Annotated in this window: 23 protein-coding genes and 1 pseudogene; 13 read left to right on the plus strand and 11 right to left on the minus strand. The window is 60.7% G+C overall.

Going from position 1 to position 20,317, the window contains the following annotated elements; genetic code table 11:
- Nucleotides 1–60 precede the first annotated feature (60 nt).
- From CQ002_RS20300 to CQ002_RS20315, 4 genes are all read left to right on the plus strand, one after another.
- Nucleotides 61–780: an ABC transporter substrate-binding protein gene (locus CQ002_RS20300; protein ID WP_098467440.1), complete on the plus strand. Its 720-nt coding sequence runs from the start codon at nucleotides 61–63 to the stop codon at nucleotides 778–780.
- A gap of 129 nt (nucleotides 781–909) precedes the next feature.
- A complete protein-coding gene (gene ribA / locus CQ002_RS20305; RefSeq protein WP_034109496.1) occupies nucleotides 910–1,527 on the plus strand; it encodes a GTP cyclohydrolase II in 618 nt (205 codons plus the stop codon).
- A complete protein-coding gene (locus tag CQ002_RS20310; RefSeq protein ID WP_034109495.1) occupies nucleotides 1,524–1,943 on the plus strand; it encodes a nuclear FMR1 interacting 1 family protein in 420 nt (139 codons plus the stop codon). The genes ribA and CQ002_RS20310 overlap by 4 nt, the downstream gene beginning before the upstream one ends.
- Entirely contained in the window at nucleotides 1,940–2,725 is a 786-nt protein-coding gene (locus CQ002_RS20315) for a cobalamin-binding protein (protein ID WP_105162939.1), read from the plus strand. The genes CQ002_RS20310 and CQ002_RS20315 overlap by 4 nt, the downstream gene beginning before the upstream one ends.
- Before the next feature lie 92 nt (nucleotides 2,726–2,817).
- Here the strand turns inward: CQ002_RS20315 and CQ002_RS20320 are convergent, their stop codons facing one another.
- The 6 genes from CQ002_RS20320 to CQ002_RS20345 form a co-directional block, all read right to left on the minus strand.
- On the minus strand, nucleotides 2,818–4,707 hold the full coding sequence (locus CQ002_RS20320; RefSeq protein WP_105162938.1) for a TonB-dependent receptor domain-containing protein: 1,890 nt from the start codon (nucleotides 4,705–4,707) through the stop codon (nucleotides 2,818–2,820).
- Nucleotides 4,708–4,864: 157 nt separating this feature from the next.
- A complete protein-coding gene (gene dxs / locus CQ002_RS20325) occupies nucleotides 4,865–6,763 on the minus strand; it encodes a 1-deoxy-D-xylulose-5-phosphate synthase (protein WP_034109491.1) in 1,899 nt (632 codons plus the stop codon).
- A 110-nt stretch (nucleotides 6,764–6,873) separates the two neighbouring features.
- Nucleotides 6,874–7,761, minus strand: coding sequence for a (2E,6E)-farnesyl diphosphate synthase (ispA, locus tag CQ002_RS20330; RefSeq protein WP_034109489.1), 888 nt, complete (start codon nucleotides 7,759–7,761; stop codon nucleotides 6,874–6,876).
- Nucleotides 7,758–8,000 carry an exodeoxyribonuclease VII small subunit gene (locus CQ002_RS20335; protein ID WP_003176346.1) on the minus strand — a complete coding sequence of 81 codons (243 nt, stop codon included), beginning with the start codon at nucleotides 7,998–8,000 and terminating at the stop codon, nucleotides 7,758–7,760. Before CQ002_RS20335 ends, ispA begins: the two co-directional genes overlap by 4 nt.
- Before the next feature lie 125 nt (nucleotides 8,001–8,125).
- A complete protein-coding gene (locus CQ002_RS20340; protein WP_080758327.1) occupies nucleotides 8,126–8,503 on the minus strand; it encodes a MerR family transcriptional regulator in 378 nt (125 codons plus the stop codon).
- Nucleotides 8,442–9,086 carry an NAD(P)H-dependent oxidoreductase gene (locus CQ002_RS20345; RefSeq protein ID WP_105162937.1) on the minus strand — a complete coding sequence of 215 codons (645 nt, stop codon included), beginning with the start codon at nucleotides 9,084–9,086 and terminating at the stop codon, nucleotides 8,442–8,444. The genes CQ002_RS20340 and CQ002_RS20345 overlap by 62 nt, the downstream gene beginning before the upstream one ends.
- Between CQ002_RS20345 and CQ002_RS28955 the strand changes: the two are divergent.
- Nucleotides 9,085–9,375 (plus strand): annotated as a pseudogene (locus CQ002_RS28955) (DUF1016 N-terminal domain-containing protein); the annotation flags it as partial. The gene CQ002_RS20345 and the pseudogene CQ002_RS28955 sit on opposite strands and share 2 nt — an antisense overlap.
- Before the next feature lie 239 nt (nucleotides 9,376–9,614).
- On the opposite strand, the gene ycaC reads toward CQ002_RS28955, so the two are convergent.
- Nucleotides 9,615–10,247 carry an isochorismate family cysteine hydrolase YcaC gene (gene ycaC, locus CQ002_RS20355; protein ID WP_049711340.1) on the minus strand — a complete coding sequence of 211 codons (633 nt, stop codon included), beginning with the start codon at nucleotides 10,245–10,247 and terminating at the stop codon, nucleotides 9,615–9,617.
- A 370-nt stretch (nucleotides 10,248–10,617) separates the two neighbouring features.
- On the opposite strand from ycaC, the gene CQ002_RS20360 reads away from it, so the two are divergent.
- The 8 genes from CQ002_RS20360 to CQ002_RS20395 all read left to right on the plus strand — a co-directional run bounded on the left by CQ002_RS20360 (nucleotide 10,618) and on the right by CQ002_RS20395 (nucleotide 16,643).
- A complete protein-coding gene (locus CQ002_RS20360; protein ID WP_034109484.1) occupies nucleotides 10,618–11,199 on the plus strand; it encodes a YjfI family protein in 582 nt (193 codons plus the stop codon).
- A 17-nt stretch (nucleotides 11,200–11,216) separates the two neighbouring features.
- Entirely contained in the window at nucleotides 11,217–11,915 is a 699-nt protein-coding gene (locus tag CQ002_RS20365; RefSeq protein ID WP_034109482.1) for a PspA/IM30 family protein, read from the plus strand.
- Between the two features lie 56 nt (nucleotides 11,916–11,971).
- Nucleotides 11,972–12,532 carry a rhomboid family intramembrane serine protease gene (locus CQ002_RS20370; RefSeq protein WP_105162936.1) on the plus strand — a complete coding sequence of 187 codons (561 nt, stop codon included), beginning with the start codon at nucleotides 11,972–11,974 and terminating at the stop codon, nucleotides 12,530–12,532.
- A gap of 72 nt (nucleotides 12,533–12,604) precedes the next feature.
- A complete protein-coding gene (locus CQ002_RS20375; protein ID WP_034109478.1) occupies nucleotides 12,605–13,639 on the plus strand; it encodes an ion channel in 1,035 nt (344 codons plus the stop codon).
- A complete protein-coding gene (locus CQ002_RS20380) occupies nucleotides 13,626–14,300 on the plus strand; it encodes a DUF2491 family protein (protein WP_105162935.1) in 675 nt (224 codons plus the stop codon). Before CQ002_RS20375 ends, CQ002_RS20380 begins: the two co-directional genes overlap by 14 nt.
- 15 nt (nucleotides 14,301–14,315) lie before the next feature.
- Entirely contained in the window at nucleotides 14,316–14,744 is a 429-nt protein-coding gene (locus CQ002_RS20385; protein WP_034109476.1) for a DUF350 domain-containing protein, read from the plus strand.
- An 18-nt stretch (nucleotides 14,745–14,762) separates the two neighbouring features.
- Nucleotides 14,763–15,473: a DUF1190 domain-containing protein gene (locus tag CQ002_RS20390; protein ID WP_034109475.1), complete on the plus strand. Its 711-nt coding sequence runs from the start codon at nucleotides 14,763–14,765 to the stop codon at nucleotides 15,471–15,473.
- Between the two features lie 12 nt (nucleotides 15,474–15,485).
- Complete coding sequence (locus CQ002_RS20395; protein ID WP_105162934.1) at nucleotides 15,486–16,643, plus strand: glutathionylspermidine synthase family protein; 1,158 nt, start codon at nucleotides 15,486–15,488, stop codon at nucleotides 16,641–16,643.
- Between the two features lie 322 nt (nucleotides 16,644–16,965).
- On the opposite strand, the gene CQ002_RS20405 is transcribed toward CQ002_RS20395, so the two are convergent.
- The 4 genes from CQ002_RS20405 to CQ002_RS20420 all read right to left on the minus strand — a co-directional run bounded on the left by CQ002_RS20405 (nucleotide 16,966) and on the right by CQ002_RS20420 (nucleotide 20,071).
- Complete coding sequence (locus tag CQ002_RS20405; RefSeq protein ID WP_069078364.1) at nucleotides 16,966–17,742, minus strand: S24 family peptidase; 777 nt, start codon at nucleotides 17,740–17,742, stop codon at nucleotides 16,966–16,968.
- A gap of 213 nt (nucleotides 17,743–17,955) precedes the next feature.
- Entirely contained in the window at nucleotides 17,956–18,483 is a 528-nt protein-coding gene (gene ppa / locus CQ002_RS20410; RefSeq protein ID WP_003219382.1) for an inorganic diphosphatase, read from the minus strand.
- A 109-nt stretch (nucleotides 18,484–18,592) separates the two neighbouring features.
- Nucleotides 18,593–19,408, minus strand: coding sequence for a zinc-dependent peptidase (locus CQ002_RS20415; protein ID WP_105162933.1), 816 nt, complete (start codon nucleotides 19,406–19,408; stop codon nucleotides 18,593–18,595).
- A 6-nt stretch (nucleotides 19,409–19,414) separates the two neighbouring features.
- On the minus strand, nucleotides 19,415–20,071 hold the full coding sequence (locus CQ002_RS20420) for a DedA family protein (protein ID WP_034109466.1): 657 nt from the start codon (nucleotides 20,069–20,071) through the stop codon (nucleotides 19,415–19,417).
- Between the last annotated feature and the right edge of the window lie 246 nt (nucleotides 20,072–20,317).

Genomic DNA, 20,317 nt, shown 5'->3' on the forward strand with positions numbered 1-20,317 from the left:
ATGCTGCGCTACCCTCAATAGCGATATCACGCATGCAAGGTCCTGTAGGAGTTCGTCACCATGGATGTGCGCCGCTGGCTGCTGCTCGTGCTATGTGCCTTTACCGCTGCGGGTCAGGCCCAGGACGTGCCCGGCAAGGTCGTACTGGCCAGCGAGGAATGGAGCGACTACACCAATAAAGACGGCAGCGGCCTGGCCTGGGACGTGCTGCGCCAGGTCTTCGAGCCCGCCGGCATCACGTTGCAGACTCGTTCAGTGCCCTACACCCGTTCAGTCGGCCTGGCCCAACGCGGCGAGGTGGATGGTTGGGTCGGTGCCTATCGCAATGAAGTCGAGGGCGTGTTGTACCCTCGCTGGAAGTTCGATTCCGACCCTATCTACGCGCTCGGGCTGGCCAGTACTCCGGCACCGACGCTGGCCACGTTGGGCAATTACCGCCTGGCCTGGGTACGCGGCTACAAGTACGAGGGGTACTTGCCCACGGTTCGCCGTTTCAACCAGATCGAACGCCGCGATGGCATATTGCCAATGCTGGAACACGCCCGGGCCGATTTCTACATCGATGCATTGGCCGAAGCCAAGTACGTGCTCACTCAAGCGCAGGATCCCTCGAAGTTCGCCCTGACGCGTATTGCCGAACTCCCGCTTTATATCGGGTTTGCCGATAACGAGCGGGGCCGGAGCTTGATGGCGGTGTTCGACCAGCGCATGGACGCACTGGTGAAGAGTGGTGAGTTAAAGCCGACTTTCGAACGTTGGAAACAACCCTATCCGTTCTGATCTGCATAGAACCAAGGCGAAGGCCAATCGAACCTATTGATCTTTATCAGCGATAATTCAGCTTAAGCGTCTGTAGGAACCTGCTGTTACAATGGCCGCCTCTGTAAAAACTGAAATCAGGAGCACACGGTGCCCGTCGTTTTCGTCGCCGCTTCCAAGCTGCCTACCCCTTTTGCCACGTTCACCATGAACGGCTTTCTCGAAGAAGCCACCGGGCGCGAGCACGTTGTGCTCAGCCTGGGCGATATCGATGACGGCGCGCCAGTGCTGGGCCGTGTGCACTCCGAATGCCTGACCGGCGATGCGCTGTTCAGCCAGCGCTGTGACTGCGGCTCGCAACTGGAAGCGGCCATGCGGGCCATTGCCCGGGAAGGCCGAGGCGTGCTGCTGTACTTGCGCCAGGAAGGCCGTGGCATTGGCCTGATGAACAAGATCCGCGCCTACGAGCTGCAAGATGGCGGTGCCGATACCGTCGAGGCCAACGAGCGCCTGGGGTTCGCGGCCGACCAGCGTGACTACGCGATCTGCCTGCCGATGCTGGAGCACCTGGGCGTCAAATCCCTGCGCCTGATGACCAACAACCCGCGCAAGGTCAAGGCCTTGACCGAGATGGGCATCACCGTGGCCGAGCGTGTGCCGCTGCACACCGGGCACAACCCGCACAACAAGCTCTACCTGGCCACCAAGGCCAGCAAGCTCGACCACATGATGGGTAACGAGCACCAGGGCGAGGTCGACCGCGCGTGACCCGAGGCCAGGTAAAACGGCGACTGTCCTTCAATTGGTGGCAGTACCTGGCCCTGGCTTTGCTTCCCCTCTTTGTGCTCAACCTGGTGTTCGGCCAGTCCGAATCCCTGCTGCCAGTGCTGGCCATGCCGTTTTTCATTGCCGGCGTGGCCTCGATGTTTCTCAGCCTGCGCTACTTCAACGGCTATAAACACGCGTTGATCGCCACCTCCAAAGCCCTCGATACCCCTGAAGAACCGGCTGCCTGGATCACCCTGGCGGCCCGTCGGCGCACTGCCTTGCTGATCGCTGCCGTACCGGCCTGGATCGGTGCGCTGGCGGTGTTCGTTGGCCTGGAGGCGGTGCCGCTGTTCCTGCTGGCGCTGTCGACCGTGGTGCTGTTCTACCTCTATCGCATCCCTCGTCAACTGGGATGAGGCGTTACTGGCTGGCAGTGCTGCTGGCATTGAGCGCCCAGGCGCTGGCGGCTGAGCGAGTCGTGAGCCTGGCGCCGTCCCTGTCTGAAATCGTTGCCGAACTGGGGGCTGCCAATGTGCTGGTGGGCGTGCTCGACGGTGGTGATCGTCCGGCGGCGTTGGCGCACGTACCGTCCGTGGGGCATTACGGCCAGTTGGACATGGAGCGCCTGCTCAGCCTCAGGCCCGACCTGATCCTGCTGTGGCCCGGCAGCGTCGGCCCGGCGCAGCGTGAGCAATTGCAGCGCCTGAACATTCCGGTGTACGTCGCCGAACCCCATAGCCTTGAACAGCTCACCACCCAGGTCCAGGCCATTGCCGAGCAATTGGGCCGCGCTGAAGCCGGCCGTCAGCTGGCCGCGCAATTGCGCCAACGCCTGGTCGAACTGCGCCAGCGCTACCAGCGTGCCGAGCCGTTGCGAGTGTTTTACCAAGTGTGGGATCAGCCGTTGTACACGGTGGGCGGTGGCCAGATCATCAGCGATGCGCTGACGGTGTGCGGCGCGCGCAACGTGTTCGATGACCTCAAGCTGCCCGCACCGCAGGTGAGTATCGAGTCGGTGTTGCAACGTGATCCCGAGATGATCCTGGTGGGTGATCAAGCCCAGAAGGCGGCGTGGAAAGTCTGGCCAACGATGGCGGAACGCGTGCGGCGGGTGCCCGATAAAGGCCTGGAGCGGCCCAGTGGGCAGATGTTGGAAGCGGTGGGACGGTTGTGTCAGGTGATTGCGCCGAACCGGTGATACCGCTATCGCTGGAAAGCCACCTCCCAAAGGGAGGAGCGCATTCCAAATGTGGGCGCGGGCTTGCCTGCGATGAGGCCGGTACAGCCCATTCAGATCTCGGGTGTCCACGTGACTCCCAGCATCCACACCCGACCCTCTTCGCGATAATCCTGATTGTTCAAGAACCCCGGGTCGTCATAGCTGTAACGCGCCCGCGCATAGGTTTTGTCCAGCAGGTTATCGACTTTCAGCGACAGCGATATTTCCCGGTTCAGCGCCCAACTGCTGCGCAACCCCAGCAGGGCATAACCCCCCAGGCGGTGCGTGTTGTCTTCATCGTCATAGCTGTGGCTGATGGCCTGCCAGCTGGCGCCCAGCCCCAGTTTGTCGAACTGCCGATCCAGATCCAGGCTCAACGTACGCCGCGCCCGGCGGGCCAGGGTGTGGCCGCTGTCACGGTCGCGTGGGTCGATGAGCGACAGCCCGAGGTTACCTTGCCAGCCAAACAGTTCCTGCTTGAGCGCGGCCTCAACGCCGTTGATGCGTGCAGACGCCACGTTTTGCGGCCGGCCTGAGCGGTCGAGGATGATCGCATCACTCAAGTCGGTGCGGTACAGCGAGGCTTCCACGCGCGTGCTGTCGCTCAACTGGCTGCGCCATTGCAGCTCGTAGCTCTTCGAGGTCTCGGGTTGCAGGTCGGGGTTGCTGTACTTCGTATCGGGGTAATACAGGTCGTTGAAGGTCGGCGCTCGGAAGCCTTCGCTGTAGCTCAGTAGCACGTCGTTGTCCGGGTTGACCGGCAATGTGACGGTGCCACTCCAACTGTTTTGCCCGCCAAACTGCTGGTTCTGGTCGCGCCGTAGCCCCAGCTCAGTGGAAAACCATTCGCCGTGGAAGCGGTGCTGCACAAAGGCGGCGCGGTTCCAGCGGCTGTTTTCGGTGAAGGTCGTGGAGCCGTGGAAGCGGTCTTCATACCAGTCGGCACCGAGGATCACGCTGTTCTGCTCATTCAGTGTCAGGTCGTTCTGCCAGTTCACCGAGTCGCGGTAGGTATTGAACACGCTGAAGTCATCGCTGAGGGTGTCGCGCTTGGTGTCACGGTTCTCGCTATGGCCCCATTCCAGGCGCGACTGCCAGTGCTCGTTGAGCATGACATCGGCATAGCCACTGGCGCTGCTGACGGTGTAGTCCGTGTAGGGCTTTTGCCCAACGGTCTGCCCGGTCGCGATGTCGTAGCGGCCGAAGCTGTTGTCGTACTCCGATTTGCCGCGGTTATCCAACAGGTTGAAGCCCACCTCCAGTGCATCATTGAAGGCATGGCTGAGGTTCAGGCTGAGGGATTGGTTGCGGTAGGCGTCATGGTCGCCATCGCTGGGGAATGACGTGCGGGTGGCGTTGATACCGGCGGTCTCATCCAGGCTCGCGCCCAGGTTGAAACGGGTCTGTTCATCGCCACCGGAGAGACCGAGGCTGCGCTCCCAGGTGTGATGGCTGCCGAACCCGAGCTTCAGGCGCGGTTGCAGGCCTTGTTCGGCGTTACGCCGGGTGAACACCTGAATCACGCCGCCAATCGCATCGCTGCCGTAGATCACCGAGCGTGAGCCGCGCAGCACTTCTACCCGTTCGATCTGGTCGACGTTGAGGTATTGCAGGCCGCTGTCACCGGAAGTGGTATTGGCAATGCGCTGGCCGTCCACCAGCACCAGGCTTTGCGCGGATTTGGTGCCACGGATATACACCCCGGGCAGGCTGCCACGGCCACCGGTTGGCGCTATTTGCACGCCGGGCACGCGGTTGAGCAGGTCGGTGAGACTGGTGGGTTGCAGGCGGTCGATGTCGTCGCGGGTGAACACCGTGTTGGCGGCGCTGCTGTCATTGCGGGCCTGGACTTGGCGGTTGGCGCTGATGACGACGTTGGGGAGTTTCAAGGCATCGTCGCGGGTGTCGGCGAGCAGGTCCGGGGAGGGTAGCAGCAGCAGGGCAAGGTACAGGTGTTTCATGAACTGTCCATAGCTTTTAAAATTGACACAAAGCCAATGTGGGAGCGGGCTTGCTCGCGAATGCGATGTTTCAGTGACAGATGTCATACCTGACACACCGCATTCGCGAGCAAGCCCGCTCCCACATGTGAGTCCCTGTTTTTACCGGGACATTGGATTACAGATTCAGGAGTGCCATGCGCTCGCGCACCGACGCCTCGATGCCGGCCTCATCCAACCCGCACTCTGCCAGCATCTGCGCCGGCTTGGCGTGTTCGACGTACACATCTGGCAAGCCCAGGTGCAGCACTGACTTGAGGATATTTTCCCGCGCGAGGAATTCGCTGACCGCCGCACCGGCGCCACCCATGATGGCGTTTTCTTCGACGGTCACCAGCAGCTCATGGCTGCCGGCGATCTCGCGCACCAGCGCTTCATCCAGGGGTTTGACGAAGCGCATGTCGACCACGGTAGCGTCGATCTTCTCGGCAACCTTCAGCGCTTCGGCCAACTGCACGCCAAACACCAGGAAGGCCGTCTTGCTGCCTTGGCGACGCACGATGCCCTTGCCGATCTCGATAGGCTCCAGGTCCTTTTCGATCACCGCATTCGGGCCATTGCCGCGCGGGTAACGCACGGCAGCCGGGCCGTTGTACAAGTGGCCGGTGCTGAGCATCTTGCGCAGTTCGTTTTCGTCGCTCGGTGTCATGACCAGCATGCCAGGGATGCAGCGCAGGTAGGACAGGTCAAAGCTGCCGGCGTGGGTCGGGCCGTCTTCGCCCACCAGGCCCGCGCGGTCGATGGCGAACAGCACGTCGAGGTTTTGCACCGCCACGTCATGCACCAACTGGTCATAACCGCGTTGCAGGAATGTCGAGTAGATCGCTACCACCGGCTTGGCGCCCTCACAGGCCATACCTGCCGCGAAGGTCACCGCGTGCTGCTCGGCAATCGCCACATCGAAGTAGCGCAGCGGGAAACGCTCGCTGAACGCCACCAGGTCGGAGCCTTCCTTCATCGCCGGGGTAATGCCCACCAGGCGCGGGTCGGCAGCGGCCATGTCACACAGCCATTCACCGAACACACCGGAATACTTCGGCCCGCTGGCCTTTTTCGGCGCGGCGGCGGGAGCATCCAGGGGTTCGAGCTTGGTGATCGCGTGGTAACCGATCGGGTCGACTTCCGCCGGGGCGAAGCCTTTGCCTTTCTTGGTGACGATATGCAGGAACTGCGGGCCCTTGAGGTCGCGCATGTTGCGCAGCGTGGCGATCAGGGTGGGCAGGTCGTGGCCGTCGATCGGGCCGATGTAGTTCCAGCCCAACTCTTCGAACAGGGTGCCAGGGACCAGCATGCCCTTGGCGTACTCTTCGGTACGCCGGGCAATTTCCCACGCGCCAGGCAGGCGCGAGAGCACCTTCTTGCTGCCTTCGCGCATGCTGGCGTAGGTGCGACTGGAGAGAATCTTGGCCAGGTAATTGGACAGGCCACCGACATTGCGCGAGATCGACATGTCGTTGTCGTTGAGGATCACCAACATGTTGGCGTCCACTTCCGGCGCATGGTTGAGTGCTTCGAAGGCCATGCCCGCGGTCAGCGCGCCATCACCAATCACTGCAATCGCCTTGCGATCGCTGTTTTGCAGGCGGGCGGCAATTGCCATGCCCAGCGCTGCACTGATGGAGGTGCTGGAGTGGCCGACGCCAAAGGTGTCGTATTCGCTCTCGGAGCGCCGTGGGAAGGCGGCAACGCCGTCCTTCTGGCGCAGGGTGGCCATGCGCTCGCGGCGGCCCGTGAGGATCTTGTGCGGGTACGCCTGATGGCCTACGTCCCACACCAACCGGTCGTCCGGGGTGTCGAACACGTAGTGCAGGGCGATGGTCAGCTCGATGACACCCAAGCCGGCACCAAAATGCCCACCGGTCTGGCCGACCGTGTAGAGCAATTCCAGGCGCAACTCATCGGCCAGGGTTTCCAGCTCGGCTTCACCCAGTCGACGCAGGCCGGCCGGCGTGACGGCACGGTCAAGCAGGGGCGTGGACGGGCGCTTGCGGGGAATCTCTTGGAACGTCGTGGGCATCAGGCGAATCGTTATAGGTATAGAAGAGGCGGCAGTTTACCTCAAGCATCGCAAACTGCCCACGCAGAGCGCCGAAGTTGGCCGATATGCGGCTGCAAAGGCCGCGGTTATCAGTGCCGGCGTTCGACGATATAGCGCGCCAGGTCACGCAGTGGCTCGGCCGCCGCGTCGAAAGGTCGCAGGGCGTCCAGGGCCTGGTCACGCAGCTCCAGGGCATAGGCCTTGGCCGCTGCAAGACCGAGCAGCGCCGGATAAGTCGGCTTGTCCCGTGCGATATCGGCACCTTGGCGTTTGCCCAGGGTCGCGGTGTCACTCTCGACGTCGAGAATGTCGTCCTGCACCTGGAACGCCAGGCCGATGGCCCGGGAATAGGTCTGCAAGGCGGCCAAATGCGCGGCTTCGGCGCGCCCGCTCGCCAGCGCGCCCAAGTGCACGGCGGCTTCGATCAGCGCGCCGGTCTTGTGGCGGTGCATGTGTTCGAGGGCCTGCTGGTCCAGCTTGAGGCTGACCGAGCCCATGTCGATTGCCTGCCCGCCGACCATGCCGGCCGGGCCAGCGGCGTGGGCCAATGCGGTGACCATGCGCAGGCGAACCTCGGCATTCACGCTGCTGAGTGCCGGGTCCAGCAGCGCGCTGAACGCCAGGCTCTGCAGGCCGTCGCCGGCCAGGATCGCATAGGCTTCATCGAAGGCTTTGTGGGTGGTCGGTTGGCCACGACGCAGATCGTCGTCGTCCATCGCCGGCAAGTCGTCGTGCACCAGGGAGTAGGCGTGAATCAACTCGACCGCGCAGGCCGCGCCATTGGCCTGCTCGGCCGGCGCGCCCAAGGCCTCGCAGGCGGCGTAGGCCAGCAACGGGCGCACACGCTTGCCGCCATTCATCACGCTATAGCGCATGGCCTCATAAAGGCGCTTCATTTCCGGGCTTGGCGCAACAAACAAGGGTTCCAACGCCGCATTGACCCGGGCTTGGCTACTGGCCTGATACGCGTCGATCATTCGGGCTGTTCCGCATCGAAAGGCTCTTCGGCCAACTCCCCGTCACGTTCCAGCAGCACCTGCACCTTCTGCTCCGCCTGCGCGAGCGCGCTCTGGCAGTCACGGGTCAGGCCGATGCCTTGCTCAAACGCTGTCAACGAGTCTTCCAGCGACAACTCGCCGTTCTCCAGACGCTCGACCAAGGTTTGCAGGTCGGCGAGGGATTGTTCGAAATCGAGTGCAACTTTTTTGCGGGCCATGGCGGCTATTCCGGTAGACGGTAAACCGGCGCGACACTAGCAGACATGGGGATTCTGGGCAAATGAGTGGGAGAGGGTGTTCAGGCTTGTGAGCCGAAAAGCCATTTTATTCGGCTCGCCGCCGGTCAGGATCTTTGCGCCATTGACGAGCACTGCCCCTGCGCTGCTTTCAGCTGTTCTTCAAATGCCTGCAACCCCACGTGCATTTCCTGCAACACGGCAATTTTCAGCGCCAGCTCCTGTTTTTTTTCAGCGATGGCCTGATCTGCTCGGTCCCAAGGTAATGCACCGCCGTGATGGCCTCGAAGGATTTCCTGCAATTCCTTGAGCTTGAACCCCAACTGCTGAGCGCACTTGATAAACATCAGCCACTCAACGCTTTGCTCCGAATAGACCCGATACTGGCCTCGGCGCTGCGGTTCTGGCAGCAGCCCGATCGCCTCATAGTGACGAATCGCCTTGATGGTTGTGCCTGACAATTGCGCGGCTTTGCCGATGTACATGAAAATTCCCTTTCTCTATTAACGCGCCGGCTTGTTTCAGCCACTTGTCCCGCTGTGTCGCAGTAGAGCCCAGCACCGGCCCGAACAGCAACGTCTTGAGCGTTTTTACCCCACACAACTCCAGCGTGGTCTTGCGCATCTGATGGAGGCCCGGCATGCGGTAGAACCAGCGGTAATACCATGGCGGCGTGTCCAGGGTCACTAACAGGTGCGCGGTGCGGCCTGAGAGCAGTTTGTCAGGGAAAGCCTTGCCGTCCCGGTATTTGAAGGCAAAGCCGGGCAGGAAAACGCGGTCGATAAACCCTTTCATCACCGCGGGAATGCCGCCCCACCAGATTGGGAACACAAACGTCAGATGGGTGGCCCAAAGAATGTCGGATTGCGCGCTGAGCAAGTCGGGTTCCAGCGGTTGGATCTGGCTGTAGCCGTGGTGCAGGACCGGGTCGAAAGCCAGGTCGCCCAAGCGCAGCACGCGCACTTCATGGCCGGCGTTTTTGGCGGCGTGGGTGTAGGTGTCGGCCAGGGCTGAACAGAAGCTGGAGGTAGAGGGATGACCGAGGATAACCAGGGTGCGCGGCGGCATGAGTGTGGTCCTGAACAGGGCGTTCCAGGGTAAGGGTTGCCGTATAGGGGAGAGTCAAGCGCGTGGTTCGCAATGCGCCGATTTGTCATTGCCAGCAGGACATTTCGTTAATCCGTGGAAGGCTCTTCCTGAGGCGCTTTTCATGAAGGGGTTCTCACCGTGCAATCTCAAGTACATGCGTGCTTTTGCCGAGGCGTGGCCAGACTCGGAATGTGTGCAAGAGGTGCTTGCACAATTGCCTGGGTGTCACCAACTGGTGCTGCTGGACAAACGCCCCAGCCCCGAAACGCTAAAAGCCCAAGAGCAAGAACGAAGTCGTCGCCGAATATGCGCTGCGTGACTACAACCGATCGATTGGCGTGGCGGACTATCAGTGAGTCGAGTCGTTGCCCACAGAACGGCAAACCCGCTTGCCAGGCATCGAGCAGATTGAACGTGAACGGGCAGACTAAGTCTGGAGAGTCACGCAACTCTGCTAACGAAAAAAGCCTGCTGTTTAAGGCAGGCTTAGTGGGTGCAGCGGTGGAGTCAGTCCTTGCGCGCCGTCAGCGCCGAGTAGCCGTTCATCAAGTTGCGATAGTTGGGAATGCGCTGGGACAACAGGTTTCCCAAGCCTTCGATATCGTTGCGCCAGTCGCGATGCAGCTCACAGGCCACCGAGAACCAATTCATCATCTGCGCCCCGGCCTGCGTCATCCGGCTCCACGCTGCCTGCTGCACCGTGGTGTTGAAGGTGCCCGATGCATCGGTCACCACAAACACATCAAACCCTTCCGCCAGCGCCGACAAGGTCGGGAACGCTACGCACACATCCGTGACCACACCGGCAATGATGATCTGCTTACGACCGGTGGCCTTGATCGCCTTGACGAAGTCTTCGTTGTCCCAGGCATTGATCTGGCCAGGGCGAGCGATGTACGGCGCGTCCGGGAACATCTCCTTCAACTCCGGTACCAGTGGGCCGTTGGGGCCTTGCTCGAAGCTGGTGGTGAGGATGGTCGGCAGGTTGAAGAACTTGGCCAGGTCGGCGAGGGCCAGCACGTTGTTCTTGAACTCGTTGGGCGAGAAGTCCTGCACCAGGGAGATCAGGCCGGTCTGGTGGTCGACCAGCAGGACTACGGCGTCGTCTTTGTTCAAGCGGTTGTAGGTTGGAGTGCTCATGGTTGAATCCTTTTTTGTTTAGGTTGGTTGGGCGTTGCGTTCAACATGGGCACAGATTAATGGGTGGGCTGCGGGGGATAAATCGGCTGGGATAGGTAATACCGTCAACTCAGAAGAGACAATTCCTGGTTAGGCAAGCGGACCGGTCTTTTTCGTGGCAGGAAAATGTAAGGAAAAAAATCTCACGCGTGAGCTATTGAGCCTGGCGAAAATAGCCTGTAGATTTTCTCACGCGTGAGTTTTTCACAGCGAGGTCAGTACCATGAACAGCAGCTCTCCATCGAGCCCATCCGTAGGGTCCGATACCGATTCCGCAAGCCTTCAGGGAGAGCGCTTGAAGCCGTCCGCGAAAAAGCCATCGAGCTTTTACATGAAGCAGATGCGCGCGGGCCTGGCTGCCGCCGGTTATGTGAAACACGAGACTTGGGTGCTTCCCGAAAACCGAAGCCTGCTCAAGCAGATGGAGAAACAGCTTCGCCAGCCGATTCTGGCTGGCTCATTCATGTCGGAGAATTTCATGAGCGCAGGTACCAACTGGAATATCGATCGCCTCTTCACGGCGCTTCAGGCCCTGGACGAAGTGGTCTCCAACGACATTACGCTTTCCCTGGTTCAAGGCTCCGAGTCCAGCATCAAGCTGGAAATGAACGACTTCGGTGGCTTGCCGATTTACATCGCGGTGGTGGGCGAGCAGATCATCGTCGACACCGTGCTGGTCGATGTCGAGTCCATCAACGATGTCGAAAAATTCAATGACGCGGTACTGCGCAGCCGGGAGATGTTCCCGCTGTCCTCCATCGGTATCGAGTCCATGCCTAACGGGCAGGTTGTCTACAACATGTTCGGCGCGTTGAGCTCCGACTCCAGCCTGACCAACATAGTGACCGAGGTGAAAACCCTCGTCGACAACGTGCAACGCGCCAGCGAAGCCTTTGAACGTTTCTTCAATTAAGCATTCGGGAGTATCCAATGACTCAATCCATCTGGAGCAAACTGTTCACCGCGCTACGTGGCGGTGCCAGCGAAGTCGGCGAATCGATCGTCGACCAACAAGCCCTGCGCATCCTCGACCAGGAAATTCGTGATGCGGACACCGCGCTGGCCAACGCCAAGCGTGAGCTGGTCAGCATCATGGCCAAGCACAAACTGGCTACTGATCGCGTCAGCGAGTACGACGCCAAGATCAAGGACCTGGAGTCCAAGGCGATGGCTGCCCTGCAGGCCAATCGTGAAGACCTCGCCCTGGAAGTGGCCGAAGCGATTTCGACCCTGACCAGCGAGCGGGACACCGAGCACAAGCAGGCCACCGAGTTCGGCGGCTACGCGGACAGCATGCGCAAGGACATCACCAAGGCCGAAAGCCGGATCAAGAGCCTGCGCCAGCAAGTGGACATGGCCAAGGCGCGCGAAAGCGTACAGAAGGCCCAGGTCAGCGCCTCCATCGCCAGCGGTGGTGCCAACGGCAAGCTGGAAACCGCCGTCGGTACGCTGAACCGTCTGCAGGCCAAGCAGCAGCAACGCGCCGCTGAACTGCAAGCCCAGGATGAACTGGTCGAGGCGTCGACGGGAACTGACCTGGAACGCAAGCTGCGCGAAGCCGGCATCACGCCGAACGAAGGCAGCGCCAATGCGATTCTGGAACGCTTGAAGCAAAAGTCGGCCGAGTAAGCATCGGCGGCGCAGGAAGGGCAGTACCTGCCCTTCTTTTTTACCTCGAGGTCAGGATGGACGCCCTGAAGGGTTTCAAGACAATCGCAGGCCTGGCGCTGTTAATGGTCGCGCTGCACGTGCTCAACGTAGCGACCGGTTACAGCCTCCTGGCGTTCGGCCTGGTTCCGAGAACGCTGCAGGGGCTGTTCGGCATCCTCACCTCACCGTTTTTACATGCGTCGTTTGCCCATCTCAGCGCGAACCTGGTTGCCTTCCTGATACTGGGCACCCTGGTCATGATCGAAGGGCTCAATCGGTTCGTGACCGTCAGCGCGATCATCATCCTGCTGGGCGGCTCGTTGGTCTGGCTGTTCGGTTTTTCGGGCGTGCACGTGGGTGCCAGCGGTTGGGTCTTTGGGTTATGGGCGTACCTGTTGTCCCGCGCCTGGTTCCACAGGAGCTGGAGCAACCTGATAACGGCCGGTGTCGTGGCGGTACTGTACGGCGGACTGGTCCTTGGCTTCCTGCCTCGCCAAGGCGTTTCCTTCGAAGGGCATCTGTTTGGTGCGTTCGCCGGATTTATTGCAGCCAAGGTACTTCTCTCCACACCACGCAACGGGTTTAATGCCGGCTGAGCGCACTTGAGCATCCAGATGTCGAGGCCAAGACGTCATCAGGAATCAAGTACCCAGGGAGTCAGGGACGAAATGTCGATTTTTCTTCTGTTGCGCATGTACGCGTCCTCCCTGTTTCACCGCTTCGGTTGGGCAGGCCTGGTCATCGCCTTGGGTGTACACCTGAGCACGGCTTACCTGGGCCTGGTGTACCTGGGCGAGCAGCACCTCACCGCTCCCGCCACGTTTGTTTACTTCTATCTCACCACCACGCTGACTGTCGGCTATGGCGATCTTGCGCCGCAGACCTCGGCAGGCAGAGTGTTCGTGGCCACGTGGGTCATGCTCGGGGGCATCGCGCTGCTGACTGCAGCCATCGGCAAAACCACCAGCAGTGTCATCGATGCATGGAGAAAAGGCATGAAGGGCAAAGGCGATTTCACCGGCAAGGTCGGCCATACCGTGCTCATTGGCTGGGAAGGTGCGTCCAGTGAGCGGGTCATTGAGTTGTTGCTGCAGGACGAAACCTCGAACGACAACCTGATCGTCATCTGCGATTGCACCCTCGACGAAAACCCGATGCCGGGCAAGGCGGCGTTCATCCGCGGTGAAAGCCTGTCCTCCACCGCGTTCTTACGGCGTGCAGGTGTGCCCGGTGCCGAGCGTGTGCTGGTGCGAACCCCGTCTGATGACCTGACGCTGGCCACCGTGCTGGCGGTGAACCAGTTGAACCCGGTCGGGCATGTGGTCGCCCACTTCAATGAAAGCGAAATTGCCGCACTCGCCAGCTCCTATGCACCCAGCCTGGAGTGCACCTCAAGCATGGCCATCGAGATGCTGGTGCGCGCCTCTCAGGACCCGGGCTCGTCGGTGGTCATAAATGAGCTGCTGTGCGTGGGGCAGGGCGCCACCCAATACCTGATGCGATTGCCCGAGGCCTTTGAAGCCACCTTCGGCGACCTGTACACCCGAATGAAAGAACACCACAACGCCACCCTCATCGGCTATCGCGCCAAAGGCGCCCAGCAACCGTCGATCAACCCGCCCAGCGCCACGCGCGTTGAAGGCGGCGAGCTCTTCTACATTGCCTCCACCCGCCTCAAGGAAATCTCCAATGGGATGGTTTAAACAGTTGATGGGGCTTGAGGCCCCGAACGCGAACCCACAATCGAACCGCACCGCCGGCGAACCCCTGCCGACTACCGGGCCGCTGGGCCTGGCACCGGGCAAAGGCGTGATGTTCGACACCACCCTGAAACTGCTGCTCGACGGGCAAACCTCGGTGGTCATCCCCGGCTCGCAGGAGGTCTGGAGTAACGGCACCGTCGACCTCGGGCAGTCGACCTGGCTGTCGCGCTATTACATGAACGACGAAGATTACTGGTTGCAGGTGCACACCACGGGCGACATCGCCGGGCAGGTCGAGTCAGTGATCCTGTTCAACTACCTGAGTTACGTCACTATCAGCAGCGAAGCGGAGCTGCGCCGGCTGGCGGGGCCACAAAGCCTGATCGGCTTGCCGACCTACACCCACGATGGCGTCGAATACGCGCGCGTGTGGGGAAGCGAGGCTGGCCAGACCGAATTGGTGGCGATGAGCGAGCGTGTGGTCAACCCCGAGGACGCCTACACCGTCGAGCACCGTTCGATGCTGTACGCCCGCGACACCGGCCTGACCGATCGCCGGGAGTTCCTGCTGTTTTCCGTCGAGGAAGACGCGGAAGGCACCATCAGCCTGAGCACATCGCTGGGCATTTCGCTGTACACAACCGACTTGAACGCGCTCTAAAAAAGGAAGAAACACATGCTAGAAGCTCTCTCCATCTCCCTGAACAAAGCGGCCGTGTTCGGGTTTGTCACGTATATCCTCGGGGCGGCGGTGCTGTTCGCGCTGTTCCAGTTCATCTACACCCGCATCACCCCGCACAAGGAGTTCGAGCTGATCCGCGCGGGCAACGTCTCCGCGGCCGTCGCCCTGGGCGGCGCGATCGTGGGCTTCGCCATTCCGGCCAGCAACGTGATTGCCTACTCGATCAGCATCCTCGACTTCGTTGTCTGGGCGGTGATCGCCGCCGTCGTCCAACTGTTGGCGTTCCTGCTGACCAGCCTGGTGCTCAAAGGCACGTCCGAGCGCATCAAGAACGGCGAACTCGCAGCCGGCATCTACGTGGCCGCCGTGGCCATCAGCGTCGGCATGTTGAATGCCGCGTGCATGACGCCTACCCAGAACTGATCGCGCACGGAGCTCCCGATGAAACGAAGCAAGTACGTCCAGCTGTCGCTGGCGGCGTCGGTCGCCATGGCGATTTCCGGCTGCGGCCCGACGGAAAAAACCTACGATCTGCAGAAGAAGTACAACTTTCAGTCTGTTCAGCAGTGCGCCGATGAAAAACTGCCGGTGGACGTCTGCTCGGACGCCTACATGACGGCCATGGCCGAACATCGCCGCATTGCACCGGTGTACGACAGCCAGGCCGATTGCGATGCCGATTTCGTCGCCGACTGGTGCCAGCAGGACTCCACTGGCAAGTTCATCCCCCGGCTAGGTGGTTTCGAACTGACTGCCGAAGGCCAGGTGACACAGTCCCAGGTCGACGCTGCCAACGCTCAGGCGGGGAACGCTCAGGCAAGTGGCGGCTCAGGCTTCTCCACCAGCAGCCTGCTGACCGGCCTGCTGATCGGCAACATGCTGAGCAACAATCGCAACAGCTACCGCTCAGAGCCGGTGTATCGCTACCGCGATGATCGCGGCAATTACGGCTCCTCGACGCTCAACCAGCGCGTCTCGAATGGCGCCACGTTTGGCCGTTCGAACCAGGCCCGCTACGGCAGCAGCAATTACACCAACACGCTGCGCACCCCCAGCAAGTCGAGCTCCGTGGCATCGGCGACCTCCCGTGGCGGTTTCGGCAGCAAGGCCAGCGCACGCAGCGGCTGGGGCGGCGGCGGGTCGAGCAGTTAAGGAAGGCGGGCCATGAAGAAGATCCACTGCGCAGAACGTCATGACTGGAAACAGACCGCCGACAGCCTCGGCTTTCTGTTCCACACCATCGACAACGAACCCTACTGGGACGAAAGCGCGTACTACCAATTCACGCTCAAGCAAATCGAGCACGACCTCGAAGACCCGACCACCGAGATCCATGACATGTGCATGGACCTCGTCGCCCGCGTGGTCCACAGCGAAGAACTGCTCGACCGCCTGAGCATTCCCGCGTCCTTCTACGACATGATCCGCACCTCATGGCTAGAAGGCCACCCGCACCTGTACGGGCGCATGGACTTCTCCTACAACGGCACCGGCCCCGCCAAGTTGCTCGAACTCAACTACGACACCCCCACCAGCCTCTACGAGGCCGCGGCATTTCAATGGGGCTGGCTGGAGCAATGCATCGAACGCGGCCTGCTGCCCAAGCACGCCGACCAGTTCAACAGCATCGACACCAAACTGCACCAGGCCTTCGCCCAACTGCAGGTCAACCAGCCGTTCTACTTTGCCTCCATGAAAGACTCAGTCGAAGACAAAGGCACCACCGACTACCTGCGCCTTGTCGCGGAAAAAGTCGGCATCGAATCGCGCCACATCGACATCGAAGACATCGGCCTCACCGCCGAAGGCCGCTTCGTCGACCTCGAAGATCGCTGGATCCCCCACCTGTTCAAACTGCACGCCTGGGAATTCATCTTCCACGAACCCTTCGGCACCGCGATTGCCGAGAGTGACACCCAGTTTTTCGAGCCTGCGTGGAAATCCATCATTTCCAATAAAGGCATCCTGCCGCTGCTGTGGGAATTCAACAAAGGTCACCCGAATTTGCTCGCGTCCCACTTGGATACCGACCCGGGCAAAGCCGTGCCGAAGGGCTGGGTGCGCAAGCCGTTCTTCTCGCGGGAAGGGGCCAACATCGAGTTGCAAACGGCTGATGGGGTGATTGTGAAGGAGGACGGCCCTTACACGGATGCGCCCTTTATCCTCCAGGAGTTCGCGCCGCTGCCAAGGTTTGGGGACAGCTATACGTTGATTGGGTCCTGGGTGATTGGGGACCAGGCGGCGGGGATTGGGGTGCGAGAAGACAACAGTTTGATTACCAAGGATTCGAGCCGGTTTTTGCCGCATTTGATATTGGATTGAGTTGCGCGGGTTAGGGATTTGGACTTCGTTGGCGCAAGCGTGTGACTGGGCTGTGGATCGGTACTGCTCGGAGGTGGGCGGGGCAGTAACGGATCTGCCGAGACTTTTCCCATAGGCATTAAAAAGCCGGCTTGTGGCCGGCTTCTCGGGGACTGCTTCAGCTTGTTTTTGACAAGCCTCACCAGCCTTCAAATCGCTCAGCCCACATTGCGTCGAGCTGAATAGTCGGGGCATCCGCGGGAACTCCTCCGCTTCGCCGAGCAGGGTGGATAGCCTTCGCCACCCCCTGCCAAATGTGCGGCGCATGATACCCACATTCACTTCAAATGCCCACCTCCGGATCCGATTTAGAGCCTTCCCAGCCCAACAGGTGCTCATCCAGCGGAACCGGAGGGCGGCGGTTGTTGAGGGTGGACCACCAGAACACCCACCCCACGATCTGGAAGTTCTGCTCGAACCGCTGCTCGTACGTCAGGTACTCGTCGGGATGTTCGCCGGCGTTGTGGCTGCGCATCCGTAAGCCACCCCCGGGCCTGTTGTAGAGGTATTTGATGCGCAGCATCCCGTCGTGCTCCACCGCGTAGATCTCGCCGTCGATGATTTGGGTGCGGCCTCGGTCGATGGCGAGGGTGGCGCCTTGTTGGATGATGTCGATCATGCTGTTGTCGACCATGTAGGCGCCCAGGGCGCGGTCGGGGTTGACGTTGAGGGTCTGGAGGGTGTGCAGGGAGACGCGGATGCGTTCGGTGGAGGTGAATGAGGGGTGGAGGTCGATCTCCACGTCGATTTTTTCCGGAGGGCAGGCGGGGCCTGTGAGGTATTTGCCGCTGCCTTCGCGGGTGGTGGGCAGTCCTTTTCGGGTGCTGGGGCCTTCCAGTTGGAAGTTGGCCGGTGGGTGTTTGGGGCCTTCGCCAGTGCGCAGCCAACGACTGGAGATGCACAGCAGTTCTGCGATCTCGTTGAGTCGGCCCATGGGGACGCCGCGCTTGAACCAGTTGTTCACATGTTGAGGCGTGACGCCGCGGTTCTTGGCGAAATCGGAGGCGGAAAGATGAACTTCCCGTAGTAGCGCTTTTAAACGATCACCTGATGTATTCATAAACGCAGAGTTTACTGGCCGGAAAAACAGATCAAATAAACCATGCGTTGAGTGGCGCGCGTAGGGCGTTGCTTAGTTGTAGCCTGATACTTCGGATTGTGATCGAAGTTAAACGTTGTTTATAAAGCCTTGAACTTCGGGTTTAGTTTTTCCCACAAAAAAAGCCCCGAATGATCGGGGCTTTTTTATTGCCGAGGCAATGAGGAGCAGGTATCAGCCTTTGTAGGCTGCGACCGACTTCAGGATCTCGGCGCGGGCGGCGTCTGCGTTGCCCCAACCGTCGATCTTCACCCATTTGCCTTTTTCGAGGTCTTTGTAGTTCTCGAAGAAGTGCTTGATCTGTTCCAGCAGCAGTGGCGGCAGGTCGGTGTATTCCTTCACGTCCACGTACAGCTGGGACAGCTTGTCGTGTGGAACCGCGATGACTTTGGCGTCGCCGCCGCCGTCATCGGTCATGTTCAGGATGCCGACCGGGCGTGCGCGGATAACCGAGCCTGGGGTAACCGGGTAAGGGGTTACGACCAGCACGTCGAGGGGGTCACCGTCGTCAGCCAGGGTGTTAGGGATGAAACCGTAGTTGGCCGGGTAGAACATCGGGGTGGCCATGAAACGGTCAACGAACAGGCAGTCGCTGTCTTTGTCGATTTCGTATTTGATCGGCGCGTGGTTGGCCGGAATCTCGATGGCGACGTAGATGTCGTTCGGCAGGTCTTTGCCAGCCGGAATCTTGCTGTAGCTCATTGGGCGTTGCCCCCGTTAATTGGCCAAGAAACTTGGCCGGATTGGCCTAAAAGTGGCGGCGATTATAGGCATATTCCGCCGCGGATGCCATGCGCCAGACGTCGTACGGTCATTCGCCCTGCGGCTGATAACGCGGGTCGCCGGCTTGCAGTTGGGTGAGGCGGGCCAGGGGATCCTGGCGATAAAAGCGGCCCAGCTGGGCGTACACCTGTGGATAACGATTGACCAGTAAATCCGGGGCGCTGAAAAAATATTCGCTGGTGACGGCAAAGAATTCCGCCGGGTTTTCGGCGGCGTAGGGGTCGATCCCGGTGTCTGCGTCCGGGTCGGCGTCCAACTGGCGGTTGAGGTCGTCGTAGGCGCTTTGCATCACGCTGGCCCATTCCTGCACGCGCATGTCGTTGTGCAGGGGCGGCAGGCCATTGGCGTCGCCGTTGAGCATGTCGAGCTTGTGCGCCAGTTCGTGGATGACCAGGTTGTAGCCTTCCCAGTTGCCGCTGGCGAGCACGCCGGGCCAGGCGAGGATGACCGGGCCTTGTTGCCAGGCTTCGCCGCTGTGTTCGCCGTCCCACTCGTGTTCGATGCCGCTGCTGTCGCGATGACGCTGGGGGCTGACGAAGTCGTCGGGATACAGCACGATTTCGTGGAAGCCCTGGTACCAGTCGAGGTCGCCGAGGTTCATCAGTGGCAGTTGCGCCTGGGCGGCGAGGAGCAGGCGTTGTTCCTGGTGCAGGTCGACGCCGGGCAGGGCGGTCAGGTGTTTTTCGGCGAGGAACACCACGCAGGCTTCGCGCAGCCACTGGTCCTGCTCGGCGCTGATGCCGTCGAGGAAGGTCAAGTGGTGGCGCACCCGTTGCCAAGTGTCATCGGCAATCGGGTGCTTGGCCAGCAAGCGCCGGCGACGCCAGGCGCTGAGGGACCACATCGCCGCTTACTGCGACTTGGCTTCGGAGGACGCGCGGCCAAAACGGCTGCGGAACACGCCAATGATCATCGGCACCAGCGACAGCAGGATGATGAACACCACCAGCAGCGACAGGTTTTTCTTGATGAACGGCACGTTGCCAAAGAAGTAGCCCAGGGTCACCAGGCCGCCAACCCAGAGGATGGTGCCCAGCACACTGAAACCGAAGAACCGCGGGTAGGGCATTTTCGCGATGCCGGCGACGAACGGTGCGAAGGTGCGCAGGATCGGCAGGAAGCGCGCCAGGGTCACGGTTTTGCCGCCGTGCTTGTCGTAGAAGTCGTGGGTTTTTTGCAGGTAGTCGCGACGGAAGATCTTCGAATTCGGGTTGTTGAACAAGCGTTCGCCCACCGTTCGCCCGATCACGTAGTTGGTGCTGTCGCCGAGGATAGCCGCCAGCATCAGCAGGCCGCCCAGCAGTACCGGGTCCATGCCGCCGCCTGCCGCAACGGCGCCGGCGATAAACAGCAACGAATCACCTGGCAGGAATGGCATGACCACCAGGCCGGTTTCGCAAAAAATGACCAGAAACAGAATGGCGTAGATCCACGGACCGTAATTGGTTACCAGCAGGTCGAGGTAGACGTCGAGATGCAGGATAAGGTCGAGCGGGTTGAAATCCATGGATGGCACCTGTGTGAACGGCCCGGCTCAGCAGGCCTGTGCGGAAGCTCGGGTAATAAGGCTACAAGTGTATGCCGCATTTCTTACAACCCTGAAAGGTCCGCATTATACGGATTGAGCCGTGAAAAGCGTGTGGGTTTTGTAGCGAAGGATGTCGCGTAAACGCTGGGCCAGGGTCTGGATATTATCGAATGTCCAATGGTGGGCGCTGGTTTGCCTGCCATGCAGGCACCTCGGTGTGTCCGT

It is taken from the genome of Pseudomonas sp. MYb13, from assembly GCF_002980075.1.
In the GTDB taxonomy this organism is placed as follows: Bacteria; Pseudomonadota; Gammaproteobacteria; order Pseudomonadales; family Pseudomonadaceae; genus Aquipseudomonas; species Aquipseudomonas lurida.

What these genes read in the sequence shown, in the direction of transcription:
- CQ002_RS20375 (WP_034109478.1), top strand. Translation starts at nt 12,605, where the DNA reads ATGTCGATTTTTCTTCTGTTGCGCATGTACGCGTCCTCCCTGTTTCAC.
- CQ002_RS20405 (WP_069078364.1), bottom strand. Translation starts at nt 17,742, where the DNA reads ATGAATACATCAGGTGATCGTTTAAAAGCGCTACTACGGGAAGTTCAT.
- CQ002_RS20415 (WP_105162933.1), bottom strand. Translation starts at nt 19,408, where the DNA reads ATGTGGTCCCTCAGCGCCTGGCGTCGCCGGCGCTTGCTGGCCAAGCAC.
- ppa (WP_003219382.1), bottom strand. Translation starts at nt 18,483, where the DNA reads ATGAGCTACAGCAAGATTCCGGCTGGCAAAGACCTGCCGAACGACATC.
- CQ002_RS20385 (WP_034109476.1), top strand. Translation starts at nt 14,316, where the DNA reads ATGCTAGAAGCTCTCTCCATCTCCCTGAACAAAGCGGCCGTGTTCGGG.
- CQ002_RS20395 (WP_105162934.1), top strand. Translation starts at nt 15,486, where the DNA reads ATGAAGAAGATCCACTGCGCAGAACGTCATGACTGGAAACAGACCGCC.
- ispA (WP_034109489.1), bottom strand. Translation starts at nt 7,761, where the DNA reads ATGATCGACGCGTATCAGGCCAGTAGCCAAGCCCGGGTCAATGCGGCG.
- CQ002_RS20390 (WP_034109475.1), top strand. Translation starts at nt 14,763, where the DNA reads ATGAAACGAAGCAAGTACGTCCAGCTGTCGCTGGCGGCGTCGGTCGCC.
- CQ002_RS20370 (WP_105162936.1), top strand. Translation starts at nt 11,972, where the DNA reads ATGGACGCCCTGAAGGGTTTCAAGACAATCGCAGGCCTGGCGCTGTTA.
- dxs (WP_034109491.1), bottom strand. Translation starts at nt 6,763, where the DNA reads ATGCCCACGACGTTCCAAGAGATTCCCCGCAAGCGCCCGTCCACGCCC.
- CQ002_RS20300 (WP_098467440.1), top strand. Translation starts at nt 61, where the DNA reads ATGGATGTGCGCCGCTGGCTGCTGCTCGTGCTATGTGCCTTTACCGCT.
- CQ002_RS20420 (WP_034109466.1), bottom strand. Translation starts at nt 20,071, where the DNA reads ATGGATTTCAACCCGCTCGACCTTATCCTGCATCTCGACGTCTACCTC.
- CQ002_RS20315 (WP_105162939.1), top strand. Translation starts at nt 1,940, where the DNA reads ATGAGGCGTTACTGGCTGGCAGTGCTGCTGGCATTGAGCGCCCAGGCG.
- CQ002_RS20365 (WP_034109482.1), top strand. Translation starts at nt 11,217, where the DNA reads ATGACTCAATCCATCTGGAGCAAACTGTTCACCGCGCTACGTGGCGGT.
- CQ002_RS20340 (WP_080758327.1), bottom strand. Translation starts at nt 8,503, where the DNA reads ATGTACATCGGCAAAGCCGCGCAATTGTCAGGCACAACCATCAAGGCG.
- ycaC (WP_049711340.1), bottom strand. Translation starts at nt 10,247, where the DNA reads ATGAGCACTCCAACCTACAACCGCTTGAACAAAGACGACGCCGTAGTC.
- CQ002_RS20345 (WP_105162937.1), bottom strand. Translation starts at nt 9,086, where the DNA reads ATGCCGCCGCGCACCCTGGTTATCCTCGGTCATCCCTCTACCTCCAGC.
- CQ002_RS20320 (WP_105162938.1), bottom strand. Translation starts at nt 4,707, where the DNA reads ATGAAACACCTGTACCTTGCCCTGCTGCTGCTACCCTCCCCGGACCTG.
- CQ002_RS20380 (WP_105162935.1), top strand. Translation starts at nt 13,626, where the DNA reads ATGGGATGGTTTAAACAGTTGATGGGGCTTGAGGCCCCGAACGCGAAC.
- CQ002_RS20360 (WP_034109484.1), top strand. Translation starts at nt 10,618, where the DNA reads ATGAAGCAGATGCGCGCGGGCCTGGCTGCCGCCGGTTATGTGAAACAC.
- CQ002_RS20335 (WP_003176346.1), bottom strand. Translation starts at nt 8,000, where the DNA reads ATGGCCCGCAAAAAAGTTGCACTCGATTTCGAACAATCCCTCGCCGAC.